The organism is Robiginitalea biformata HTCC2501 (assembly GCF_000024125.1).
Taxonomy (GTDB): domain Bacteria; phylum Bacteroidota; class Bacteroidia; order Flavobacteriales; family Flavobacteriaceae; genus Robiginitalea; species Robiginitalea biformata.
Map to the genome: position 1 here is coordinate 3,373,141 of NC_013222.1, position 21,200 is coordinate 3,394,340.

Annotated in this window: 22 protein-coding genes; 12 read left to right on the forward strand and 10 right to left on the reverse strand. The window is 56.2% G+C overall.

Annotated features, from left to right (window positions below):
• The 4 genes from RB2501_RS14940 (at position 1) to RB2501_RS16320 (ending at position 3,184) form a co-directional block, all read left to right on the forward strand.
• Entirely contained in the window at positions 1–1,170 is a 1,170-nt protein-coding gene (locus RB2501_RS14940) for a gliding motility-associated C-terminal domain-containing protein (RefSeq protein WP_015755704.1), read from the forward strand.
• A gap of 123 nt (positions 1,171–1,293) precedes the next feature.
• Entirely contained in the window at positions 1,294–2,037 is a 744-nt protein-coding gene (locus tag RB2501_RS14945; RefSeq protein WP_015755705.1) for a M15 family metallopeptidase, read from the forward strand.
• A 41-nt stretch (positions 2,038–2,078) separates the two neighbouring features.
• On the forward strand, positions 2,079–2,840 hold the full coding sequence (locus RB2501_RS14950; RefSeq protein WP_015755706.1) for a M48 family metalloprotease: 762 nt from the start codon (positions 2,079–2,081) through the stop codon (positions 2,838–2,840).
• Between the two features lie 176 nt (positions 2,841–3,016).
• Positions 3,017–3,184, forward strand: coding sequence for a DUF6747 family protein (locus tag RB2501_RS16320; RefSeq protein WP_187289176.1), 168 nt, complete (start codon positions 3,017–3,019; stop codon positions 3,182–3,184).
• A gap of 112 nt (positions 3,185–3,296) precedes the next feature.
• Here RB2501_RS16320 and RB2501_RS14955 read toward each other — a convergent pair whose 3' ends face one another.
• On the reverse strand, positions 3,297–3,692 hold the full coding sequence (locus RB2501_RS14955) for an ankyrin repeat domain-containing protein (protein WP_041327318.1): 396 nt from the start codon (positions 3,690–3,692) through the stop codon (positions 3,297–3,299).
• 258 nt (positions 3,693–3,950) lie between these two features.
• Between RB2501_RS14955 and gpmI the strand changes: the two genes are divergently transcribed.
• Genes gpmI through RB2501_RS14975 form a run of 4 tightly spaced genes read left to right on the forward strand, consistent with a single transcriptional unit; the run spans position 3,951 to position 7,735 of the window.
• Positions 3,951–5,474, forward strand: a complete 1,524-nt coding sequence (gpmI, locus tag RB2501_RS14960; protein ID WP_015755709.1) for a 2,3-bisphosphoglycerate-independent phosphoglycerate mutase — start codon at positions 3,951–3,953, stop codon at positions 5,472–5,474.
• Positions 5,471–6,079 (forward strand): thioredoxin family protein, encoded by a 609-nt coding sequence (locus tag RB2501_RS14965; protein WP_015755710.1) that lies wholly within the window; start codon positions 5,471–5,473, stop codon positions 6,077–6,079. Before gpmI ends, RB2501_RS14965 begins: the two co-directional genes overlap by 4 nt.
• A 28-nt stretch (positions 6,080–6,107) precedes the next feature.
• Positions 6,108–6,932, forward strand: coding sequence for a type I methionyl aminopeptidase (gene map, locus RB2501_RS14970; protein ID WP_015755711.1), 825 nt, complete (start codon positions 6,108–6,110; stop codon positions 6,930–6,932).
• 5 nt (positions 6,933–6,937) lie between these two features.
• A complete protein-coding gene (locus RB2501_RS14975; protein WP_041327320.1) occupies positions 6,938–7,735 on the forward strand; it encodes a class I SAM-dependent methyltransferase in 798 nt (265 codons plus the stop codon).
• 32 nt (positions 7,736–7,767) lie between these two features.
• On the opposite strand, the gene RB2501_RS14980 is transcribed toward RB2501_RS14975, so the two are convergent.
• The 8 genes from RB2501_RS14980 to RB2501_RS15015 form a co-directional block, all read right to left on the reverse strand.
• Positions 7,768–8,835, reverse strand: coding sequence for an FAD:protein FMN transferase (locus RB2501_RS14980; protein WP_015755713.1), 1,068 nt, complete (start codon positions 8,833–8,835; stop codon positions 7,768–7,770).
• Positions 8,813–9,169 carry a hypothetical protein gene (locus RB2501_RS14985; protein ID WP_015755714.1) on the reverse strand — a complete coding sequence of 119 codons (357 nt, stop codon included), beginning with the start codon at positions 9,167–9,169 and terminating at the stop codon, positions 8,813–8,815. The genes RB2501_RS14980 and RB2501_RS14985 overlap by 23 nt, the downstream gene beginning before the upstream one ends.
• Positions 9,170–9,230: 61 nt before the next feature.
• On the reverse strand, positions 9,231–10,538 hold the full coding sequence (gene nqrF / locus RB2501_RS14990; protein ID WP_015755715.1) for an NADH:ubiquinone reductase (Na(+)-transporting) subunit F: 1,308 nt from the start codon (positions 10,536–10,538) through the stop codon (positions 9,231–9,233).
• Positions 10,539–11,321, reverse strand: a complete 783-nt coding sequence (gene nqrE / locus RB2501_RS14995; RefSeq protein WP_015755716.1) for an NADH:ubiquinone reductase (Na(+)-transporting) subunit E — start codon at positions 11,319–11,321, stop codon at positions 10,539–10,541.
• Between the two features lie 26 nt (positions 11,322–11,347).
• Positions 11,348–11,995, reverse strand: a complete 648-nt coding sequence (locus tag RB2501_RS15000) for an NADH:ubiquinone reductase (Na(+)-transporting) subunit D (protein ID WP_015755717.1) — start codon at positions 11,993–11,995, stop codon at positions 11,348–11,350.
• Position 11,996: 1 nt separating this feature from the next.
• On the reverse strand, positions 11,997–12,746 hold the full coding sequence (locus RB2501_RS15005) for a Na(+)-translocating NADH-quinone reductase subunit C (RefSeq protein WP_015755718.1): 750 nt from the start codon (positions 12,744–12,746) through the stop codon (positions 11,997–11,999).
• Positions 12,747–12,749: 3 nt separating this feature from the next.
• Positions 12,750–14,027 (reverse strand): NADH:ubiquinone reductase (Na(+)-transporting) subunit B, encoded by a 1,278-nt coding sequence (locus RB2501_RS15010; protein ID WP_015755719.1) that lies wholly within the window; start codon positions 14,025–14,027, stop codon positions 12,750–12,752.
• Between the two features lie 4 nt (positions 14,028–14,031).
• Positions 14,032–15,384, reverse strand: coding sequence for a Na(+)-translocating NADH-quinone reductase subunit A (locus RB2501_RS15015; RefSeq protein WP_015755720.1), 1,353 nt, complete (start codon positions 15,382–15,384; stop codon positions 14,032–14,034).
• Between the two features lie 153 nt (positions 15,385–15,537).
• On the opposite strand from RB2501_RS15015, the gene RB2501_RS15020 reads away from it, so the two are divergent.
• The 4 genes from RB2501_RS15020 (at position 15,538) to pruA (ending at position 20,061) form a co-directional block, all read left to right on the forward strand.
• Positions 15,538–16,782, forward strand: coding sequence for a type IX secretion system plug protein (locus RB2501_RS15020; RefSeq protein ID WP_049764905.1), 1,245 nt, complete (start codon positions 15,538–15,540; stop codon positions 16,780–16,782).
• A 30-nt stretch (positions 16,783–16,812) separates the two neighbouring features.
• The gene (locus tag RB2501_RS15025; protein WP_041327929.1) at positions 16,813–17,952 is read left to right on the forward strand and encodes a DUF3667 domain-containing protein; all 1,140 of its coding nucleotides are present in this window, start codon (positions 16,813–16,815) and stop codon (positions 17,950–17,952) included.
• Between the two features lie 5 nt (positions 17,953–17,957).
• Positions 17,958–18,344: a Co2+/Mg2+ efflux protein ApaG gene (gene apaG / locus RB2501_RS15030; RefSeq protein ID WP_015755723.1), complete on the forward strand. Its 387-nt coding sequence runs from the start codon at positions 17,958–17,960 to the stop codon at positions 18,342–18,344.
• A gap of 88 nt (positions 18,345–18,432) precedes the next feature.
• Complete coding sequence (pruA, locus tag RB2501_RS15035) at positions 18,433–20,061, forward strand: L-glutamate gamma-semialdehyde dehydrogenase (RefSeq protein WP_015755724.1); 1,629 nt, start codon at positions 18,433–18,435, stop codon at positions 20,059–20,061.
• Between the two features lie 431 nt (positions 20,062–20,492).
• Here the strand turns inward: pruA and rsmG are convergent, their stop codons facing one another.
• Positions 20,493–21,131, reverse strand: coding sequence for a 16S rRNA (guanine(527)-N(7))-methyltransferase RsmG (gene rsmG / locus RB2501_RS15040; protein ID WP_015755727.1), 639 nt, complete (start codon positions 21,129–21,131; stop codon positions 20,493–20,495).
• Positions 21,132–21,200: the final 69 nt, after the last annotated feature.

Here is a 21,200-nt window from a genome sequence, read left to right on the forward strand (position 1 = left end):
ATGAAGGTTTTGCCGACATATTTTATTCTCCTGCTCGGGGCCTTCCTCATGCCATTGGCCGGGATAGCCCAATCGGGTATTGCCAATCACGGAGCCATGCAACTCCACGGGGATGGATCCGCGGGTTTCCATGCCGATTTCCAAAATGACGGGCCCTTTGAAAACCTGGAGGGGCTGGTGGGTTTCTACAATGAAACCGGCTCCCTGAAGGTGTCTGGCGGCCATACCCCGGTATTGTTCGATGTTGAGTTTTCCGCTGTTAAGGGGGTTTACCTGGAAACGCCCGTAGAAGTAGGCAACAATGCCAACCTGGTGCACGGGAACCTGAAAACTTCCCGCAGCACCCCGGAAAACTATCCCGTATTCGATTTTGATTCCTTCTACACGGGCGAAAGCAGCGTGTCCAAAGTGGACGGATATGCCGCCCTGCAGAACAAACAGGACTTCGTTTTCCCGATTGGCGACATAGACCGGTTGCGACCCCTGAAAATTCAATCCCAGGCTATTAACGCCCGTGCCACAAGCGCGTATTTTGCCGAGGACCCACAGGCCCCCGTTAGCCTGAATGGCCGTTTTGACGTGGGGTCTACCGTTGATCCCGGCCTGCGGGTGGGTCGCAGCGAGTTCTGGACGCTGGACGCCGATATCCCCTCCCGGGTAACCCTGACCTGGGACGTATACAGCAATGTGGCCGGGGTGGTAAAGTTTTTCGGGGACTTACGCGTGGTGGGTTGGAGCCGGGAAAAACAAGCCTGGGTAAACCTGGGCAATACCGCCGTGGAAGGCGGCCGCGACTACGGTTCGCTCACCTCCGATTATTTTGTGCCCAGTGAATACGAAATAATTACCATTGGCGGGACGGGCGAATCCGAAAACTACCGGACCGTGGAATTGGACAATTACTACCTCTCCCCCAACGGCGACGGGGTCAATGAAACCCTGGAAATCGAGGCCGCCCGGGAAATGCCCGGGAACAATTTGCAGATTTACAATCGCTACGGTCAGCTGGTTTACCAAAAGGATAATTACACAGGTGGTTTTGACGGGCAGTCGAATACCGATCTGGTCGTTCAACGCCAATCCGGGCTGGAACCGGGTATCTACTTCTATATCATTACGTTTCCCGAACTCCGGGAGCGGCACCAGGGGTATTTCTACCTCAACGATTGATGGGGCTTGGGACCTGCTGGTGAATTGCAGGAGTACGGTGTATCTTGAAACCGGGCGGGCGGGGCCACCCCCGGAAAATCCCAAAATTAAGTACCTTAGTACCCGGGCTTAATCCCCCACAATATGAAAAGACGCACCTTTATCCGAAACAGCGGCATGGCGGGCCTGGCACTGGGCCTGCCCATATCCGGCTTTCCGGCCCATACCGCAAGTGGCCAGGACTATTACACGCCGGAAGAACTCATGGGCAAGACGGACCTGGAACTTTTCGGGGAAGGGATCAATCTCCGCAAGGAAGCCCATGAAGCCTTTGTGCGGATGAAGCGGGCTGCCTACCAGGACGGGATCGATATTTCCGTGGTGAGCAGCTACCGGAATTTTGAACGGCAGCGCGCCATTTTTGAACGCAAATACATCGCGTTTACAGACGAAGGGCTGGAACCCCTGGAAGCGATCGACAAGATCATCGAATACTCTACCATCCCGGGGACCAGCCGCCACCACTGGGGTACGGACGTAGACCTGATCGACGCTTCGAAGCCGGCGGACGGGGACGTCCTAGTTGCCGACAAGTTTGAATCCGGCGGGCCGTTTGAAGATTTTAAAACCTGGATGGATGCCAACAGCGAATCCTACGGCTTCTACCTCGTATACACAGACAACCCCCGGAGGCGCGGCTTTAAATACGAGCCCTGGCATTACTCCTATGCCCCGATTTCCCGGGACATGCTCGCGGAGTACCGGCGGCTGAACCTCATCCGCCTGATGGAAGAAGAGGATTTCCTGGGAAGCGAGCACTTCACAACGGGTTTTTTGCGCACGTATTTTACCGACAACATCCTGGATATCAACCCGGACTTGCTTTAGGGAATTTTGTATTTTACCGGTAACAACCCATCCGATAATCCATGAGGCGAGGCAATTGGAAAATCCGCATATTCATCGGCCTGGCCATTGTGGCCTTTGCCTTTATCCAGCGTTGTGGCGACCAGGAAGAAAATCCGTATACCGGCCGGACCCAGACCATCAATATGTCGGCACAGCAGGAAATTGCCATCGGCCTGCAATCGGCCCCGGAAATAGCACAGCAACACGGCGGCCTCTACCGGGACAACCGGCTGCAGAGCTCTGTGGACGCCGTCGGCAACCGACTGGTGGAAAGCAGTATCGCAGAGGAAACCCCGTATCAATACGAGTTTCACTTACTTGCGGATGAGCAGACGGTCAATGCCTTCGCCCTGCCGGGCGGGCAGATTTTTATCACCTATGCGCTTTTCTCCCGTCTGAACGAAGCCCAGCTGGCCGGGGTCCTCGGCCACGAAATCGGGCATGTCATCGGCCGGCATTCCGCCGAGCGCATTGCCGAGACGAATTTTTGGAAAACGCTGTCGATGGGAGCCTCCGTGGGTGCGGACATGGGGAACGTTGTAGCCGGGATCGGGCAAACAACACTGCTTACCAACGGTCGGGACGACGAACTCGAGAGCGACGAACTCGGCGTGTTGATCATGCTACAGGCGGGATACGACCCGGAAGAATTGATCCGCGTGATGGAAATCCTCAAGGAAGCCTCCGGCGGGAACCGCGTCCCGGAATTCCAGAGTACCCACCCGGATCCGGACAACCGGATCGAACGGATTCGCAAGGCCATCGAGAAATATCGCAGTTAATCGAATTAAACGGGCAGTAATCGGGTGGCCGGGCTTTTTTGCTATCTTTACGTACTCCCGAATCTTTGTGATCCATTTTACCTTTTGCGCTTGAAGCGAGACATGGCAAAGGCTGAATGCGTTCATTGCCCCGATTTAACCCTTATAGCTTTGATTTATTTAATAAACGAGACTATATGGGAACACTATTGCATTTTAAGGAATTGTACATGCACGCCTTCGACGGTTGCAAACCGTCTTTCGTAGTCGTGCTGCTGAAGGGTTATTCTGTTTTTTGCGCCCTGATGCTGACCATGGCATTGTATGCCTTTATCTACCGGGCGTTAACCGGCTTCGATTTCTGACCGGCCGCCCGCGGACTCTTTTACCAGAACACGAAAAGCCACAGGCTTTGAAAATGAAAACCCCGGCCATGAGCGCCGGGGTTTTTTGATTGATGAGTAAACTCCTTCTGTCTCACGCTTTTTTCGCCTGCCGCAGGACCTGCATGGCCTCGGTGGCGTTGGATAATTCGGCATATTTCATCGCTGAGTGCCCCTTGTCGCATCGGATCGTCGGGTCGGCCCCGTTTTCCAGGAGCATTTTCAGGATTTCCGGTTGGTTGTAGCGGGCCGCAAAAATTACCGGGGTCTTCCCGAGGGATTTGCGGTTTACGTCTTCGCCCAGTTGGATCATTTTTTCCACTGTGGCGGCATCCCCATTCATGATGGCTTTGCAAAACGGGGTGAGCCCGGAAACGGCCAGTTCGGTTTCCGGTACGGGATCTGTCGGAGCCAGGGAATTGCTCATGGCTGAGAGTTGGGCGGCAGTAAATAAGGCAAGCACTGCAGCCATTGCTGAAGATGTCTTCATAACGCGTCGATTTTTGATTGATGATGAATAATAAATACGTACTATATAAATATAGACGAATCCTATGCGTAAGTGTTTCAGGATTAACAGTTAAATAACGAAACTTTAACATCCCGACAGGGTCCCCGGCGGCGGCCGCAGCCCGGTGCCGGGATTGTCTTTACAGCCCGGTCCGAACAGGCGAAAGAAATGCCCCAAATAGTGGCAAAGCTTCCGATTTCCCCCTATTTTTAAGGCCGCATTGTAAAACCGCAGCTGATGAATTCCAAAGCCATACTGATGATCCTGGACGGATGGGGAATCTCCCCGGACCCGAAAGTCTCCGCCATTGAGCAGGCCGACACCCCGTTTGTAGATTCCCTCTATGAGAAATATCCCCACGCCACGCTGCTTACCGATGGCATGCATGTGGGGCTGCCCGACGGGCAGATGGGGAATTCCGAAGTGGGCCATATGAACCTCGGGGCGGGCCGTATTGTCTACCAGGATCTGGCCAAGATCAACCTGGCGGTTTCCAACAACAGCCTCAAGGATGCCCCGGCATTGAAGGAAGCTTTCCGGTATGCCGTTGAAAACGACAAACCCGTACATTTTCTGGGACTCCTTTCCGACGGAGGCGTACACAGCCATATCGACCACCTGAAAGGCCTGATCCGCGCGGCCGACGAAGCAGGGGTTCCCGCTTCCTATGTCCATGCGTTTACCGACGGACGCGACGTGGATCCAAAAAGCGGGGTGGGCTTTGTACGAGACCTGATGGAATTTGCCCGGCCTACGCGCACCAGGCTTGCCTCCGTGGTAGGGCGGTATTTCGCCATGGACCGGGACAAGCGATGGGAACGCGTCAAAAAGGCGTATGACCTGTTGGTCAACGGCACGGGGACGGCCACGGACAACCCGGTTGCCGCCCTGGAAGCCAGCTATGCCGCGGGAACCACGGACGAGTTTGTGGAGCCCATTGCGGTTGCCGGGACAGACGGCAAACCCCTGGCGCAGATCCGGGACGGGGACGTGGTGGTCTTTTTCAATTTCCGTACAGACCGTGGCCGGGAGCTGACCCTGGCATTGAGCCAGGAGGCTTTCCACGAACAAAACATGCACCCGCTCAAGTTGCACTACGTGACGATGACCAATTACGACGATACGTTTAAAGACGTCCATGTGGTCTACGACAAGGAAAACATCAAGGATACGCTCGGGGAAGTTCTCGCCCGGGCCGGAAAGAAACAGATTCGGATTGCGGAGACCGAAAAATACCCGCACGTCACCTTCTTTTTCAACGGGGGCCGGGAAGCTCCTTTTGAAGGGGAATCCCGGATCCTCTGTCCCTCGCCCAAGGTAGCCACTTACGACCTGCAGCCAGAAATGAGCGCCTACGACATTCGAGACGCCATCCTCCCGGAACTGGCCAAAGGCGAAGCGGATTTTGTCTGCCTGAACTTCGCCAACCCGGACATGGTGGGGCATACCGGCGACCTGCAGGCTGCTATCAAAGCCTGTGAGACGGTGGATGCCTGTGCCCGGGACGTAATCACCGCCGGCCTGGAGAACGGGTATACCACCCTGGTGATTGCCGATCACGGCAACTGCGACACCATGGTAAACCCGGACGGCAGCCCCAACACCGCCCACACCACAAACCCGGTGCCGCTGATCCTGGTGGATCCCGACCGAAAATCCATAAAATCGGGGGTCCTCGGCGACATGGCCCCGACCATCCTGGAGATTATCGGCGTTGCGCAACCCGAACTGATGACCCAGAAATCCCTATTGGTTTCATGAAGCATCTGACCCTCCCCCGAATGGTTACACGGAACTCCCTTGCACGGGCTCTGACGCCCCTGCTCACTCCCACGTACCTGCTGCTGGCGGCGTGTACGGTCCTGCTGGCCGGTTGCAAGGCCCAGCCCGCCCATACTGCAGTCCGGATGCCGGACCAGGGGACTGAAATCCTGGTGGGTACCGCGGCCATTGATTCCCTACACGCGCAGCCCTTTGCCGGGTGGTATGAGCCCAATCTGGCCGCCTACGAGCCGGACCCTGAAAAAATTGCCGAACTGGAAGACCTGTTGGAAGGGATCGACATTACGCTGTTTATGGGTACCTGGTGCGAAGACAGCCAGCGGGAAGTCCCCCGGTTTGTAAAGATCCTCGAAAAAGCCGGCTACCCGGCCGACGAGGTGGAACTGATTACCATGACCCGGGAGAAGGATACCCCCCAGGGCTACGAAGAGGGATTTGGAATCATCAACGTCCCCACGTTTATCTTTTACCGGGACGGGGAGGAACTGGGGCGGATTGTTGAATATCCCATCGAAGGCCTGGAAACCGATATGGTGAAAATCCTCAGCGGGGCGCCCTACCGCCACGCCTACGACTGGGATTAACCGGCAGGACTTCCTATCTTTGCACCCTATGTCTGCGATTCAAATCAAATCGGCCGAGGAAATTGAACTCATGCGCGAGAGCGCACTGGTCGTTTCCAAAACACTCGGGATGCTGGCCGCCGAGATCAAACCCGGGGTTACCGGGCTCCAGCTCGATAAACTGGCGGAAACCTTTATCCGCGACCAGGGAGCCGAACCGGGGTTCCTCGGCATGTACGATTTCCCGAACACCCTGAACATCAGCCCGAATGCCCAGGTAGTCCACGGCATTCCCAACGATACGCCTTTTGAGGAAGGGGATATCATATCGGTGGATTGCGGGGCATTGAAAAACGGATTTTACGGGGACCATGCCTATACGTTCCCCATTGGGGAGGTGGCCCCGGAAACCCTGAAATTGTTGGAGGTCACCAAGGAATCGCTCTATGTGGGCATCCGGGAATTCCGGGCCGGCAACCGCGTAGGCGATGTGGCCTGGGCCATCCAGGACCACTGTGAAAAACACGGATACGGCGTGGTGCGCGAGCTGGTAGGGCACGGGCTGGGACGCAAACTGCACGAAGCCCCGGAGATGCCCAATTACGGCAAACGCGGCCGCGGAAAAAAGTTTGTAGACGGAATGGTGGTGGCCATCGAGCCGATGATCAACAGGGGTACCCGCCGGATTCGGCAACTCCGGGACGGGTGGACCATCCTCACGGCCGACGGCCAGCCAAGCGCCCACTTTGAGCACGATGTGGCGCTGGTTGACGGGAAGCCGGAACTGCTCTCCACGTTTGCCTATATCTACGAGGCCCTGGGGATTGAATCGGACGAGGAAACGGCCTTTCGGGCCGCCCCGTTAACTACCTGAGGGTTGTGAAGCGGCTCTTTAAATGGGCCCTGGGCATTTTTCCCAGGCCGGTGCTGATCCGACTGAGCTTTGCAATCCGCCCCGTATTGTCGCTGCTCCTGAGGGGCAACCGCTACACCGACCCGATCGACGGAAAAAGTTACCGGACCTTTTTACCTTACGGCTATGAAAAACCGCGGGAAAATGTCCTTTCCCCATCCACGTTATCCCTGGAACGCCACCGGCTCCTGTGGCTCTACCTGAAGCAGGAGACGGATTTTTTTACGGCGCCGCTGCGGTTGCTTCACTTTGCCCCCGAACAGGCGTTTCACCGGCGCTTCCGCCGGATGCCCAACCTGGAGTACACCACCACGGACCTGAATTCCCCCCTGGCGGACGTCAAGGCCGATATCTGCCAGCTGCCCTTTAAAGACAATTCCTTTGACGTCATCCTCTGCAACCATGTCCTGGAACACATCCCGGACCACCGCCAGGCACTTTCCGAATTGTATCGGGTGATGAAACCCGGGGGGTGGGGGGTCTTCCAGGTCCCCCAGGATTTGGATCGGGAAACGACTTTTGAGGACCCGGGCATTACCGACCCGCAGGAGCGGCGTCGGATCTTTGGCCAGTACGACCACGTCCGGGTATACGGCCGCGATTATTTCGATATCTTAAGGCAGGCCGGTTTTATGGCCGAAGGCGTAGACTATACGCGGGGGTTTACACCCGAACAACTCGAGCGGTACCGGCTGGCTCCCGGGGAACTGATCCCCCTGGTGCGCAAACCCGTCGGGGAAGCAGGCGCTTTGGGAAAGGCGTAAACTGCGGGCGTATTTAACCGGATAGAAAGGGGTCAGCGTGCGATTCGGGAGCGGAATCCTTCCGTGACAAACTCCCGGGTATTCCCCTCCGCGTCCAGGTAGATGATATAGGCCTCCAGGTCCCCGGAATTATCGAGGAGTTCCCGGCTGGCTTCCAGGTCCATGGCCATAAATGCCGTGGCATAGCCGTCTGCCACCATACAGGTGGGCGCTATCACCGAAACGGCAAGGATATTTGAATCGCGGGTAAACCCGGTAAGCGGGTCGATGGTATGCACGTACCGCCTGCCCGTTTGCGGATCTTCCCGGAATTTTCGGTAGTTTCCGGAAGAGGCCATGGAAGCGTCTTCCAATTCCACCACCTGTTTAATCTGCCGCGCCCCGGTAGCCTGAGGGTCATCGATACCCACCCGCCAGGGCTGGTCCTTTTCCGGCTGCCTGCCCCGGGTGCGTACCTCGCCCCCCACTTCCACCAGAAAATGTTCGGAGCCGGCCTGCTCCAAAAGCAGGGCCAGGCGGTCTATGGCATACCCCTTGGCAATGGCGTTGAAGTCCAGGCGGATGCCGGTTGTTTCCTTGCGGATCCGGTTATCCGGGGTCCGGGTGATTTTGTCCAGCCCCACGTACTGCCGCAAGCTGTCTACGGTGGTACTGTCCATTTCCAGGGCCGCCCCCGGGCCGAAACCCCAGGCGTCTACCAGGATGCCTACGGTCGGGTCAAACCGGCCCCCTGTAGCCCGGTGGATTTCCCGGGAAGCCGCGAGGACTTCCCGGAACATTTCGTCTACCACCACGGTCGTATCCCCCTCGTTGATGCGGGAAATGTCCGAACCGGGCAGGTAGGTGGACATGGACTGGTTCAGGACGGTAAACACCGAATCGATCTGCGGCCCGAGGTCTTTCCGGTCCGCCCCGAATACGGTGATTGCATAGGTGGTCCCCAGGGCCTGCCCCCGGTAATCCCGCCGTTGCAGCTCCGGCCGGGAACAACCCGCGGCCACCGCCAGGACCAGGGCCAGGCACCCCGTGCCAAGCTTCGCGGAAACCCGGCCGATACAGGCCCACCCCCGGGTAGATTTAAATCTCGATAAGGCCTTCATAGTCCACGATGTATTTTTCATTCAAAAATACCGGGGCATTCCGGTCTGCGGCATTCGATAGCCCCACCCCGGCATAGTAGGTTCGCGCCTCGAAATTCTCGGCATGGGTCTTAACCCGGGCCATCAGGCCCGCATCGTATTCCCGCGGGTTGTCCGGATAGGCCACGGGCCGCACCACGATAAAGTGCAGTACTTTTTCCTTCAGGCAGACAAATTGCGGGTTTTTGCCGGGCTTGCTGTTGACCCCCATAAACTCATAGCCGTCGGCTTCCAGTTCCCGCCCCACGATGTTCATCGCCAGGTTGTGCAATTCCTGCTCGGTGAGTGCTTGCATTTTTTATCGTATAAAAAAACCGATATGCAGCATATCGGTTTTAAGATGAATTCGTACGGGATTATCCCCCGAAATCGTCAAAGCGGATATGCTCGTCCGGGATTCCGAAATCTTCTCCCATCTTCTGCACCGCCTTGTTCATCAGGGGCGGGCCGCAGAAATACAATTCGATGTCTTCGGGGGCCTCGTGGTGGTCCAGGTAGTGCTCGATCACACAGTTGTGGATAAAGCCCACAAACCCGTCACCCGGGGCATCGATATTTTCCTTCACCTTCCAGTTGTCCTCTTCCAAAGGCTCGGAAAGGGCCATGTAGAATTTGAAATTCGGGAATTCCTCCTCGAGTCGCTTAAAGTGGTCGATATAGAAAAGCTCCCGCTTGGAGCGGCCACCGTACCAGTAGGTCACCTTCCGGTTGGTCTTCAGGGTCTTGAAGAGGTGGTAGAGGTGCGAACGCATCGGCGCCATCCCGGCACCCCCGCCCACATAGAGCATTTCGGATTCCGATTCGTTGATGAAGAATTCCCCGTAAGGGCCTGAAATCGTCACCTTATCCCCGGGCTTGCGGGCAAAGATATAAGACGAAGCGATTCCCGGGTTCACGTCCATCCAGCCGTTCTTGGAACGGTCCCAGGGCGGGGTGGCGATCCGCACGTTCAGCATGATCTCGCGACCCTCTGCCGGGTAAGAGGCCATGGAATAGGCGCGCTCCACCGTCTCAGGGTTTTTCATTACCAGCGGCCAGAGGCCGAATTTATCCCATTCCGTCTGGAACTTGTCCGGCGTCTCGTGTTCCTCCGGGTGGGCCGTGATGTCGATATCCTTATAAGGCACCTCGCAGGGCGGGATCTCGATCTGGATATATCCCCCCGCCTTGTAATTCATGTCCTCGGGGATTTCCACTACGAATTCCTTGATAAACGAAGCCACATTGTAGTTCCGCACCACGGTGGCCTCCCATTTCTTGATCCCGAAAACCTCTTCGGGGATGGTGATTTCCATGTCCTGCTTCACCTTCACCTGGCAGGCCAGGCGGGCCCCCTCATTGAGTTCCCGCTTGGAAAAGTGGGGCGTTTCGGTAGGCAGCGCTTCCCCTCCGCCGGAGAGGACATGACACTCGCACTGGATGCAGGTACCTCCGCCACCGCAGGCGGAAGGCAGGAAGATCTTCTTGTTTCCCAGGGTCGACAGCAGGGAACTTCCCGACGCCACCTCAATCTCCTTCTCCCCATTGATCTTGATAGTCACGGGCCCGGAAGGGGACAGCTTCTCCTTGGTAAAAAGCAAGAGGGATACCAACAGCAGCACCAGGATCAGAAAGGCGATGATGGTAATGGTGATGGTCCCGAGGGTACTTGTAGCTAGAATCATTTACTCGTTATTTACAACGTCGTTATACGAAAGGACTTGTTCTTCTTCGCGGCTGGGTTGTTCCAGATTGTCGGCAGCTGCTTCGGTGCCGGGCGTTTCTGTGTTTTCAGGTTCCCTGATGGTTTCCACGGCCATCTCTTCAGCGGCATCTGCGGTTTCGTCCCCCCCGGTGAGCATTCCCCCGAAACTCTGGAATCCGATGCCCATCAGGCCGGTGATGATAAAGGTGATCCCGAGCCCGCGCAGGGGCGGCGGCACATTGGAATAACGGATCTTTTCCCGGATGGCGGCGATGGCCAGGATGGCCAGAAACCAGCCGATCCCGGAACTCACCCCGTAATTGAAGGCCAGCCCCAGGGTGGCGATCTCCCGGGCCTGCATAAAGAGCGAACCGCCCAGGATGGCGCAGTTCACCGCAATCAGCGGCAGGAAAATCCCGAGGGAGTTATACAGGGATGGCGAAAATTTCTCCACCACAATCTCCACGAGTTGTACCATGGTGGCAATCGTGGCGATAAAGAGGATAAAGGAGAGGAAGCTCAGATCGTAGTCCGCGTATTCCGGCCCCAGCCAGGTAAGCGCCCCGGGTTGCAGGAGGTACTGGTCTAACAGCCAGTTCAGCGGGACGGTTACGGCCAGTACAAAGATGACCGCCGCCCCCAGTCCCACAGCCGTGGAGACCTTCTTGGAAACCGCCAGGTAGGAACACATCCCCAGGAATACGGCAAACACCATATTGTCGATGAAGATGGACTTGAAAAATAATTCTACGTGCTCTAACATAATCCGTTCAATTCAGTATTTCCCGATCAGTTCTCTTCGATGAGCGACCGGTTCCGGGAGCGCTGCACCCAGATAATGATGCCCACCACAATCAGGGCGGCAGGCGGTATAATCATAAACCCGTTGTTTTCGTATCCGATGGAATACACCCCGGTCTTTGCAATCGGGTCGCCCAGCACCTTGAAGCCGAACAGCGTCCCGGACCCGAGCAATTCCCGGAAAAACCCGACGATGACCAGGATCACCCCGTAGCCCAGGGCGTTCCCGATGCCGTCCAAAAAGGACTTCCAGGGTCCGTTCCCCAGGGCAAAGGCCTCAAAGCGGCCCATGATGATACAGTTTGTGATGATCAGGCCCACAAAGACGGCCAGGGTCTTGCTCAGTTCGTAGGCAAATGCCTTGAGGACCTGGTCTACGATGATCACCAGGGTGGCCACCACAATCAGCTGGACGATAATCCGGATCTTGGAGGGAATGATATTCCGCATCAGGGAGATCACCACGTTCCCGACCCCGAGGACGAAGATCACCGACAAGGCCATCACGACGGAGGGCTTCAGCTCGGCGGTAATCGCCAGGGCGGAGCAGATCCCGAGTACCTGGATGGTGATCGGGTTGTTGTCCGCGAGCGGGTCGAGGATCAGGTTTGTGTCTTTTTTGCTCAGTAATGCCATATTATTGCGTGCTTATGGATTGGAGATAGTCTTTGTAGAGGTTCACCGTTTCCGATATCATGGCAGAAACCCCGTTGCCGGTAATAGTGGCCCCGGCAAGCGCATCTACCTGGTTGTCATCCTTGTCCTGGTTCAGCGGGTCGTTGTTGCCCTTGGCTACTTCGATCCCCGCATAACGGGTGCCGTCCAGAATGGATTCCCCGGCGAAGTCGTCCATAAAGTAGCGCGCCTTGATATTGGCGCCCAGGCCGGGTGTTTCCCCTTTGTGGTCAAAGTACACCCCCTGGACCACCAGGTTGTTATCCAGGGCGATGTGCCCCCAGATAGCATCCCAGAGCCCCTTCCCGTACATGGGGATGATGTAGAAGGTCTTCCCGTCCTTCTCCCCGATCATCACCGGCAAACTCGGGGTATCCCCGGATTTGGCAATGGCCAGTTGTTTTTTCATGTCTATCAGGTAGGCTTCATCGTCTTCGGCAATGGAGTCGCCCTTGATGACGAGCTGCCGGGTAATGTACTGCGAGAAGACCTCCTCCACCTCTTCGGTGGAAATGAAATTCACGGAACCTTCGTCCTCATTTTCATTGACCCCCATGGCGTAGAGGATGTTCTGCTGCTTCTCAAAACGCTCGTTCTCCTGGATGCGGGGCTTCAGGGCAGATGCCAAAAAGGCCAGGATGGAACCCACCACTACCACCATGCCGGTGGCAAAGAGGACGGTGTAAACGTTTTTGTCGGTATTGATTGCCATATCTTATGCGGTTTCTGCTTGCAGTTCTTCGGCCTTTCCATCCGTGGTACGGGGGAAAATACGGGCCGTCTTGAGTCGTTTCATGCGCTTTTTCACATTGGCGCGGATTACATAGTGGTCGATGGTGGGCGCAAATACGTTCATCAAAAGGATCGCGAGGAAAACCCCTTCCGGATAGGCCGGGTTGAATACCCGGATCATTACGGAGAGGAATCCGATCAGGAACCCGTAGACCCATTTGCCGCGATTCGTTTGCGACCCGGTTACCGGATCGGTGGCCATATACACAATCCCGAAGGCCAGCCCCCCGACAATCAGGTGTTGCCAGAATTCAAAGCTCATCAGGCTGTAGAAGCGGCTGCTCTCGGTTACCCAACCAGCATCGGCCACCCCGTTGAAGATCAGGCCCATCACCAGGGCCCCGATCACGGCGCTCAGCATGATGCGCCAGCTGGCGATCCTGGAAAATACCAGGAACAGGCCGCCCAGCAGGATCAGGAAAGCCGATGTCTCGCCCACCGACCCCGGGATAAATCCAAAGAACATATCGGCCGTGCTGTAGCCGTGTTCGGCGTTTTGCGCCAGGGACCCCAGGATGGTTTCCCCGGAAATCGCGTCGGCCGTACCGGCGCGTTCCACGGCTTCGTGAACCCATACCTTGTCCCCGCTCATCCAGGTTGGATAGGCAAAGAACAAAAAGGCCCGGATGGTCAGGGCGGGGTTCAGGATATTCATCCCGGTCCCCCCGAAAACCTCCTTGCCGATCACCACCCCGAATACCACGGCTACCGCCAGCATCCACAAGGGGGTATCCACGGGAACGATCAGCGGTACGAGCATCCCGGTTACCAGGTAGCCCTCCTCCACTTCGTGGCCTTTGATTACGGCAAAGATGAACTCCACCAGCAGGCCGACCCCGTAGGATACGATTACCAGCGGGATCACCTGGGTAAAGCCCAGCCAGAAATTCTCCCATGTCAGGAAGTTCCCGAACAGGTCCAGTTCCCTGGGGGCCCCGTTGGCAGCCTCGATGGCCGCGTAATGCTGGTATCCGGTATTGAAGAAGGAGAACAACAGCACGGGGATCAGCGCCATGATCACCGTATTCATCGTCCGCTTCAGGTCGTCTGCGCCCCGTACGTGGGCCCCGTTGTGCGTGGTCTCGTCCGGGGTGTACAAAAAGGTGTGGAAGGCATTGAATGCCGGCGCCACCTTCTTGCCCCGCAAGCGGTGCTTGATGATGTGGAGGCGTTTCTTCAGTGTCAGTCTCTTGTCGCTCATATCGCTATCCTATTTCTTTATGCAGCAGGTCGAGTCCCTGCCGGATGATCTGCTGGTGCGGTTGCTTGGAGATGCAGATAAACTCGGTCAGCGAAAAGTCCTCCGGGGACACTTCGTAGAGGCCGAGCTGTTCCATCTCGTCGATATCCTGGACCATACAGGCTTTGAGCAGTTGCATGGGGTAGATATCCAGGGGGAAGACCTTCTCGTACTGGCCGGTAACCACAAAGGCCCGGTGCTCCCCGTTTGTATTGGTGTCCAGGTCGTATTTTTTCCTGGGGTTCAGCCAGGAAAACGTCAGTGCCCGGGTAGTGGAGATCTTGTCGAAAACCGGCTTGTTCCACCCAAATAATTCGTAGTCGTCCCCCTCGGGGATCACCGTTACGGTGTTGTTGTAAAAACCGAGATGGCCATCCGGGCGGGACTTGCTGCCGGTAAGCACATCCCCGTTGATCACCCGGATATTCTTCTGGGTGACGCCGCTGGCGTACAGGAAGGTGGAGATTTCCGCCCCGATCCGCGTGGTGTAATACTGGGGTTTTTTGACCCCGGAACCGGCCAGGGCCACCACGCGCTGCGGGTTGTATTTCCCGGTAAGCAGCGCTTCCCCGATAATGACCAGGTCCTGGGGGGAAAGCGTCCAGACGCGTTCGCCCTTGTTGATCGGGTCGATCCGGTTAATCTGCGTGCCCACCAGGCCGGCCGGGTGCGGCCCGCTTACCCGGTGGATTTCGATATCCTTCAGCCCGTTGAAAATATTGTCCTCTCCCTTGCCGACACCCACGCGCACCTTACCGGGGGTGAGTTTGGAAAGGGCCGTCAGGGCTGCCTGCAGTTCGGCTTCCCTGCCCTTGAGGGAATAGTTGATGTCCGCTGCCAGGGGAGCGGTGATATAGGCCGAAATAAAGATGGCCTTCGGGACCACCTCCGGGTCCGCAATCCGATCGTAGGGACGCTGCCGGATAAAGGGCCAGCAACCTGTTTGCAACAGGAAATTCCGGATGGCCTCCGCATCTGCCTTTTCAGGATTCAGCGGGGTGTGCTCGAGGGTTTTCTGCTCCTTGTCCGCGAGGATCCGAAGGGTCAGGATTCGGCGGCGCGCGCCGCGTTCAATTTCGACGAGTTCCCCGCTGACCGGAGAACAGAAAAGCATTTCCTCGATATCCTTGTTGTAGAAAAGCGCCTCCCCGGCTTTGACCTCAGCACCCGTTTTCACGAGCATCTTAGGGGTCAGGCCATGGAAATCATTGAGGTTAATGGCGTAAACGTTACTGGAAACAGCTTTGGAAGTCGAAGGTTCTGCAGCGCCGACGAGGTTGATGTTCAACCCCTTTTTTATTCGGATGTCAGTTGACATATGATCGTGGACCTTTGGTTATAAAAATGTGCGCCCAAAAATACTACTTAAAAGAAAGTTATCATAATTATTACCCCTTTTTTTGGGCATTCCGCCCGGGGCGAATCGGCGGGCATGGTTTTTGTTTACCTTTGCCCCAAAATTACGCCCCGCATGCCGTTGAAACTTAAACAAATCCCGCTGTTTTTATGGGGTTTCGGATTGCTCGCCCAGGTCCAGACCGAAGTGGCCCCGCCCGAACATATCCGGTCGGTGATTTTCAAGGGGCCCACCGACGACCAGTTCCCGATTGTCCGGCTGGGGGAACCCATCCTCCTGGAGTTCGACGACCTCTCGGCCAGCGAGCAGGACTTCTACTACCGCATCATCCACTGCGACTACGACTGGCAGCCTTCACAGCTGCTTAAATCCCAGTACCTGGACGGGATCGACAACCAGCGGATCATCAATTACGGCAACAGTTACAACACGCTCCAGCCCTACTCCAACTACCGGCTGCAACTGCCCAATGAGCAGGTGCGGCTCCGGGTCAGCGGCAATTTTGTCCTGGAGATCTACAATTCGGCCGGCGACCTGCAGTTCTCCCGGCGGTTTGTGGTCTATCAGGACCAGGTGAGCGTCCCGGCCGTGGTGCGCCGCTCCCGGGATTTTAAATTCCTGACGGAAAAACAGTCCGTGCAGTTCAGCGTCATCCCCTCGGGAGTCCAGCTGATCAACCCCAAAAAGGAAGTCCGCGTGGCCATCCTCCAGAATTTCCACTGGCCCACGGCGCGATACGACATCCCGCCCCAGTTCACCATCGGGAATGAACTCGTTTACAAGTACGACCAGGAAACCGCATTTTTTGGTGGGAACGAGTACCTGAATTTCGACACGAGCGACCTGCGGACCCCCACGGCGGCCATCTCCCGGATCGGCTTTGAGGACCTCTACCAGCACTACCTCTTCCGGGACGACTACCGGTACGACGAGCCCTACACGTACTTCCCGGACATCAACGGGGATTTCCGGGTCCGCACGCTACAGGGACAGGACGACTCCCGGGAAGGCGAATACACCCGGGTGCATTTCCGGCTGCCCTACGAGGAGGTACTCGCAATGGACAAGGTCTACGTCTTCGGGAAATTCAACAACTACGAGATCGGGGAAGAAAACCGGATGACATTTAACCGGGAAACGGGCGACATGGAACTTTCCCTGCTGCTCAAACAGGGGTTCTACAACTACAAATACGTTTTGGAGCGGGAGGACGGGACTGTGGAACTCAACGCCGTAGGGGGGAATTTCCACTTTACGGAGAACACCTACACAATACTGGTTTATTATCGGAATTTTGGGGATATTTATGACAGCGTAATCGGGGTGGGTACCGCGAATTCGCGGACCATCAGCAACTAACCAATAGCTTTGACCAGCCAGGAAGACCGTATGGAAACAAAGCCGGCCAGATACGGGGGGAGATACAAACTGAAATACCGGGGCACGGAGTGCCTGAACTGCGGGTTCCAGCTGGATATCAGCGACCGCTTCTGCCCGAATTGCTCTCAGGCGAACAGCACCAAGAAACTGACCCTGAAGGATTATATCGAAGAGTTCTTTGCCAGTTTTATCGACTACGATTCCCGCCTGCTCAAGACCGTCAAAGCGCTGCTGCTGCGCCCGGGGGTAATCACTTTGGACTATGTGGCCGGCAAGCGCCAGCGCTACACAAACCCCTTCCGCTTCCTCCTGAGCCTGGCATTTATCTATTTCCTGCTGATGAGCCTGAGCGGCGATTTTACGGCCCTGGACCGATTTAACCTGGACCAGCGTACCCGCGACGCCGAGGTGCCGGATATGTCCTTCAACTTTGAACTGGACAGCCCGGAAGAAGAGCAGGCCCTGTCCGTGCTGGATTCACTGGGGATGCGATCCGGGGATTCCCTGAATTTCGGGGCCGGGATCAACGCGGCCAAACGGCGGAAGGATTCGCTGATCCAGGCAGACCCAAAAGCCTATTTCGCCGGGGTGGACGGTAGTTTTTTCGGGCGTGTGGGCACCAAGAGCGATGCGTTTTTAAACCTGATCCGCAAGGATACTATTTACACCTTCGACGAGGCCCTGGAGCGGTACGAGGTGGAGGACACCCGGGAGAACCGGATCAGTTTCAGCACGGCCCGCTCCCTGAAACGCGCTTTGGAGCGCCCCGGGAGCTTTTTGAGCGACCTGTTGGCGCGGCTGCCGTTCGCCACTTTTTTCTTCCTTCCGGTCTTCTCCTTGTTCATTACCCTGGCGTACATCAGAAAAAAATACACCTACACCGATAATCTGGTTTTTAGTTTCCACATTCAGTCCCTGTTCTTTATCTTGCTCATCATTGGTTATTTGATTGACAGCCTGATAGGGCTCGATATCTACTGGTTGTGCTTTATCGCATTCGCCGTGTATCTTTTTGCAGCGATGCGCAAATTTTACAGGCAGGGGGTATTTAAAACTATCATAAAGTACCTGTTTCTCAATACCATTTTTGTTATTTTAGCTACCATGACCGCGATAGCTCTGCTAATTGGAAGTGCGGTCACCTATTAGAGATCATGTTTACGCAAGTCACCAAAGGGATAAAGATTTCAGTCGATACGAGTTTTGAAGGCACGTTCTTCAAGAACTACAAGATGCATTTTGCCTTCGGCTACACGATCACCATTGAAAACCAGAGTAAGGATTCCGTTCAGCTCACCTCCCGTCACTGGAAGGTTTTTGACGCCCTGAGCGATATGGAGGTTCTGGATGGCGAAGGCGTGATCGGCAAAAAACCGGTCATCCGCCCGGGCGAATCCCACACCTACAGTTCCGGCTGCCTGCTGGCTTCCCCAATCGGCGCCATGAAGGGCCATTACAACATGGTGAATTTTGCGTCTACCGAGAAATTCCGGGTCTACGTACCCACCTTCAAACTGAGCGCCCCCTTCGCACTCAATTAAACCGGGATCCGGCCGTCCCGCTTGTTTTTTTAAGGCTAAGCCATTTTGTACCTTTGACGGAAATCTATAAACCGCAAAAAAATACACTATGGCGAACGGATTTTTCAGAGTCCCCCCGGCGTATAACGAACCGGTAAAAAGCTACGCCCCCGGCTCCCCGGAACGGGAGGCAGTCCTTAAGCAATACGATGCGTACTACAACAGCAACAGAGATATCCCGCTGACTATCGGCGGGGAGAAAGTGCGCACCGGCAACACCCGGCCGATTGCCCCGCCCCACGACCATCAACACCAGGTAGGCCAGTACCACCTGGCTTCCGAAAAAGAGGTGCGCCAGGCCATCGACACGGCCCTGGCCGCTCGCGCCTCCTGGGCGGCCCTCCCCTGGGAACAGCGGGCCTCGGTCTTTTTAAAAGCTGCCGAACTCATCGCCGGGCCCTACCGGGACCGGATCAATGCGGCAACCATGATGGCCCAGTCCAAAACCGTCCACCAGGCCGAGATTGACTCCGCCTGTGAGCTGATCGACTTTTTGCGTTTCAATGCGGAATTCATGAGCCAGATCTACCAGGAGCAACCGGAATCCTCCGAAGGGATCTGGAACCGGGTGGAATACCGCCCGCTCGAAGGCTTTGTCTATGCAGTCACCCCGTTCAATTTCACGGCCATCGCCGGGAACCTGCCGGCCAGCGCGGCCATGATGGGGAACGTGGTGATCTGGAAACCCAGCGACCACCAGGTGTTCTCCGCCCAGGTCATCGTGGATATCTTTGAGGAAGCCGGCCTGCCGGCCGGGGTGATCAACTGCATCTACGGCGACCCGGCCATGATCACGGACATCCTGCTCGCCCACCCGGAATTCTCCGGCATCCACTACACCGGGTCTACCGAAGTGTTCAAGGGCATCTGGAAAAAGATCGGGGATAACATCAACACCTATAAAACCTATCCGCGCATCGTGGGTGAAACCGGGGGCAAGGATTTTATCATCGCCCACCCCACGGCCAACCCGCGCCAGGTGGCCACAGCCATCACACGCGGGGCGTTTGAGCTGCAGGGTCAAAAATGCAGCGCCGCTTCCCGGGTATACCTGCCCAAATCCATCGCAGACGACGTGCTGGAAGGGGTGAAAAAGGACCTTAAATCGATAAATAAACCCGGCTCGCCTGCCGACCTGAGCAACTTTGTGACGGCGGTAATTCACGAAGGGGCCTTTGACAAACTCGCCGGTTACATCGATCGGGCCAAATCCGACGAAGACGCGGAAATTATTGCCGGTGGCGGGTACGACAAATCGGTCGGGTATTTTGTGGAACCCACGGTGATCCTCACCACGGACCCGCATTACGTGACCATGGAAACCGAACTCTTTGGCCCGGTGGTTACCGTTTACGTCTACGAGGACGCAGATTGGGACACCACCCTGGAACTGGTAGACCAAACCTCGGAATACGCCCTGACCGGGGCCGTGATTTCCGGCGACCGCTATGCGATACAGCAGGCCACGCGGGTACTGGAGAATTGTGCGGGGAATTTCTACATCAACGACAAGCCCACAGGGGCCGTGGTGGGGCAACAGCCGTTTGGCGGTGCCCGGGCCTCCGGAACCAACGACAAGGCAGGTTCCGCCCAAAACCTGATGCGCTGGGTATCTCCCCGGCTGATCAAGGAGACCTTTGTGAGCCCGGAAGATTACCGCTACCCTTTCCTGGGGTAGTTCCCGGACAAGTATACGGTTGAATCCAGCCGCACATACTGACGCATAACAATGCAAAGCCCCGGTGTTCCGGGGCTTTTTTTGGTATTTGGTTGCGCAACCCGCAGGGTATGAGGTACTAGGACCTATTACCTGGACGTATTACCTGCAGGGTATGAGGTACTCGGACGCGCTACCCGCTGGGTTTGCGGAATTTGGACAGGCCATCGCCCGGGACATACTTTCAATGTAAATTTAACGTTATTAATTTGTAAATTAATGTTTAACAAACGTACTTTTACACTATGAAGTCCCAGATGCACATCCCTGAGAAAGAGGCAATAGCCAAAACGTGGGCCGAAAAGGTATTTGAGCGGATGCGTCATTACGCCAGGTGCTGCCGGCACACTTACCGCACGATCCTGAATACCTGAAACCCCCGGGAACCGGGCTTACCGGCACGCTGTTTCCGGCAGGTACACCACTTGCTTTGTTTCGAAAAACGGGTCCTGAAAATAATCGGACAATGGATAGGTACGGGCCTGCGGGTACGGAGCCAGCTCCTCGGACAGGTCCCCGCCTTTCAGGTACAGGATGCCGTTGGCCAGCCCGCCGGGTTTCCCGCCCGGGCGCAGGCGGTCCCGGGTCCAGAGCACAAAGGTGGGCATGGCGGCTACCGCCCGGCTCACCACAAAATCGAACGAACCCTTCATCGCCTCCGCCCGGACCTGCCGGGCCGAAGCATTTTCCAGCCCGAGCCCCTCGATTACATCGTTGACAACCCGGATTTTCTTCCCGATGGCGTCTACCAGGGTAAACTGAACCTGCGGAAAAAGAATGGCCAGGGGGATTCCCGGGAACCCGCCGCCGGTACCCACGTCGAGCACCTCCGTCCCGGGCAGGAAGGAATGCACCCGGGCAATGCCCAGGGAATGCAGTACGTGGCGCAGGTAGAGCTCGTCGATATCCTTGCGGGAAACCACATTGATTTTCCGGTTCCAATCGGCGTATAAATCGCCGATCCGGAGGAACTGGTCTTTCTGGGTATCGGATAAATTGGGAAAATTTTGGAAGACCGTTTCGGCTGTCATTGGTATCTTTGTACTTCGAATACAAATTTACGATATTCACGGGCAGACCAAAACATGCGGTTTACCGTT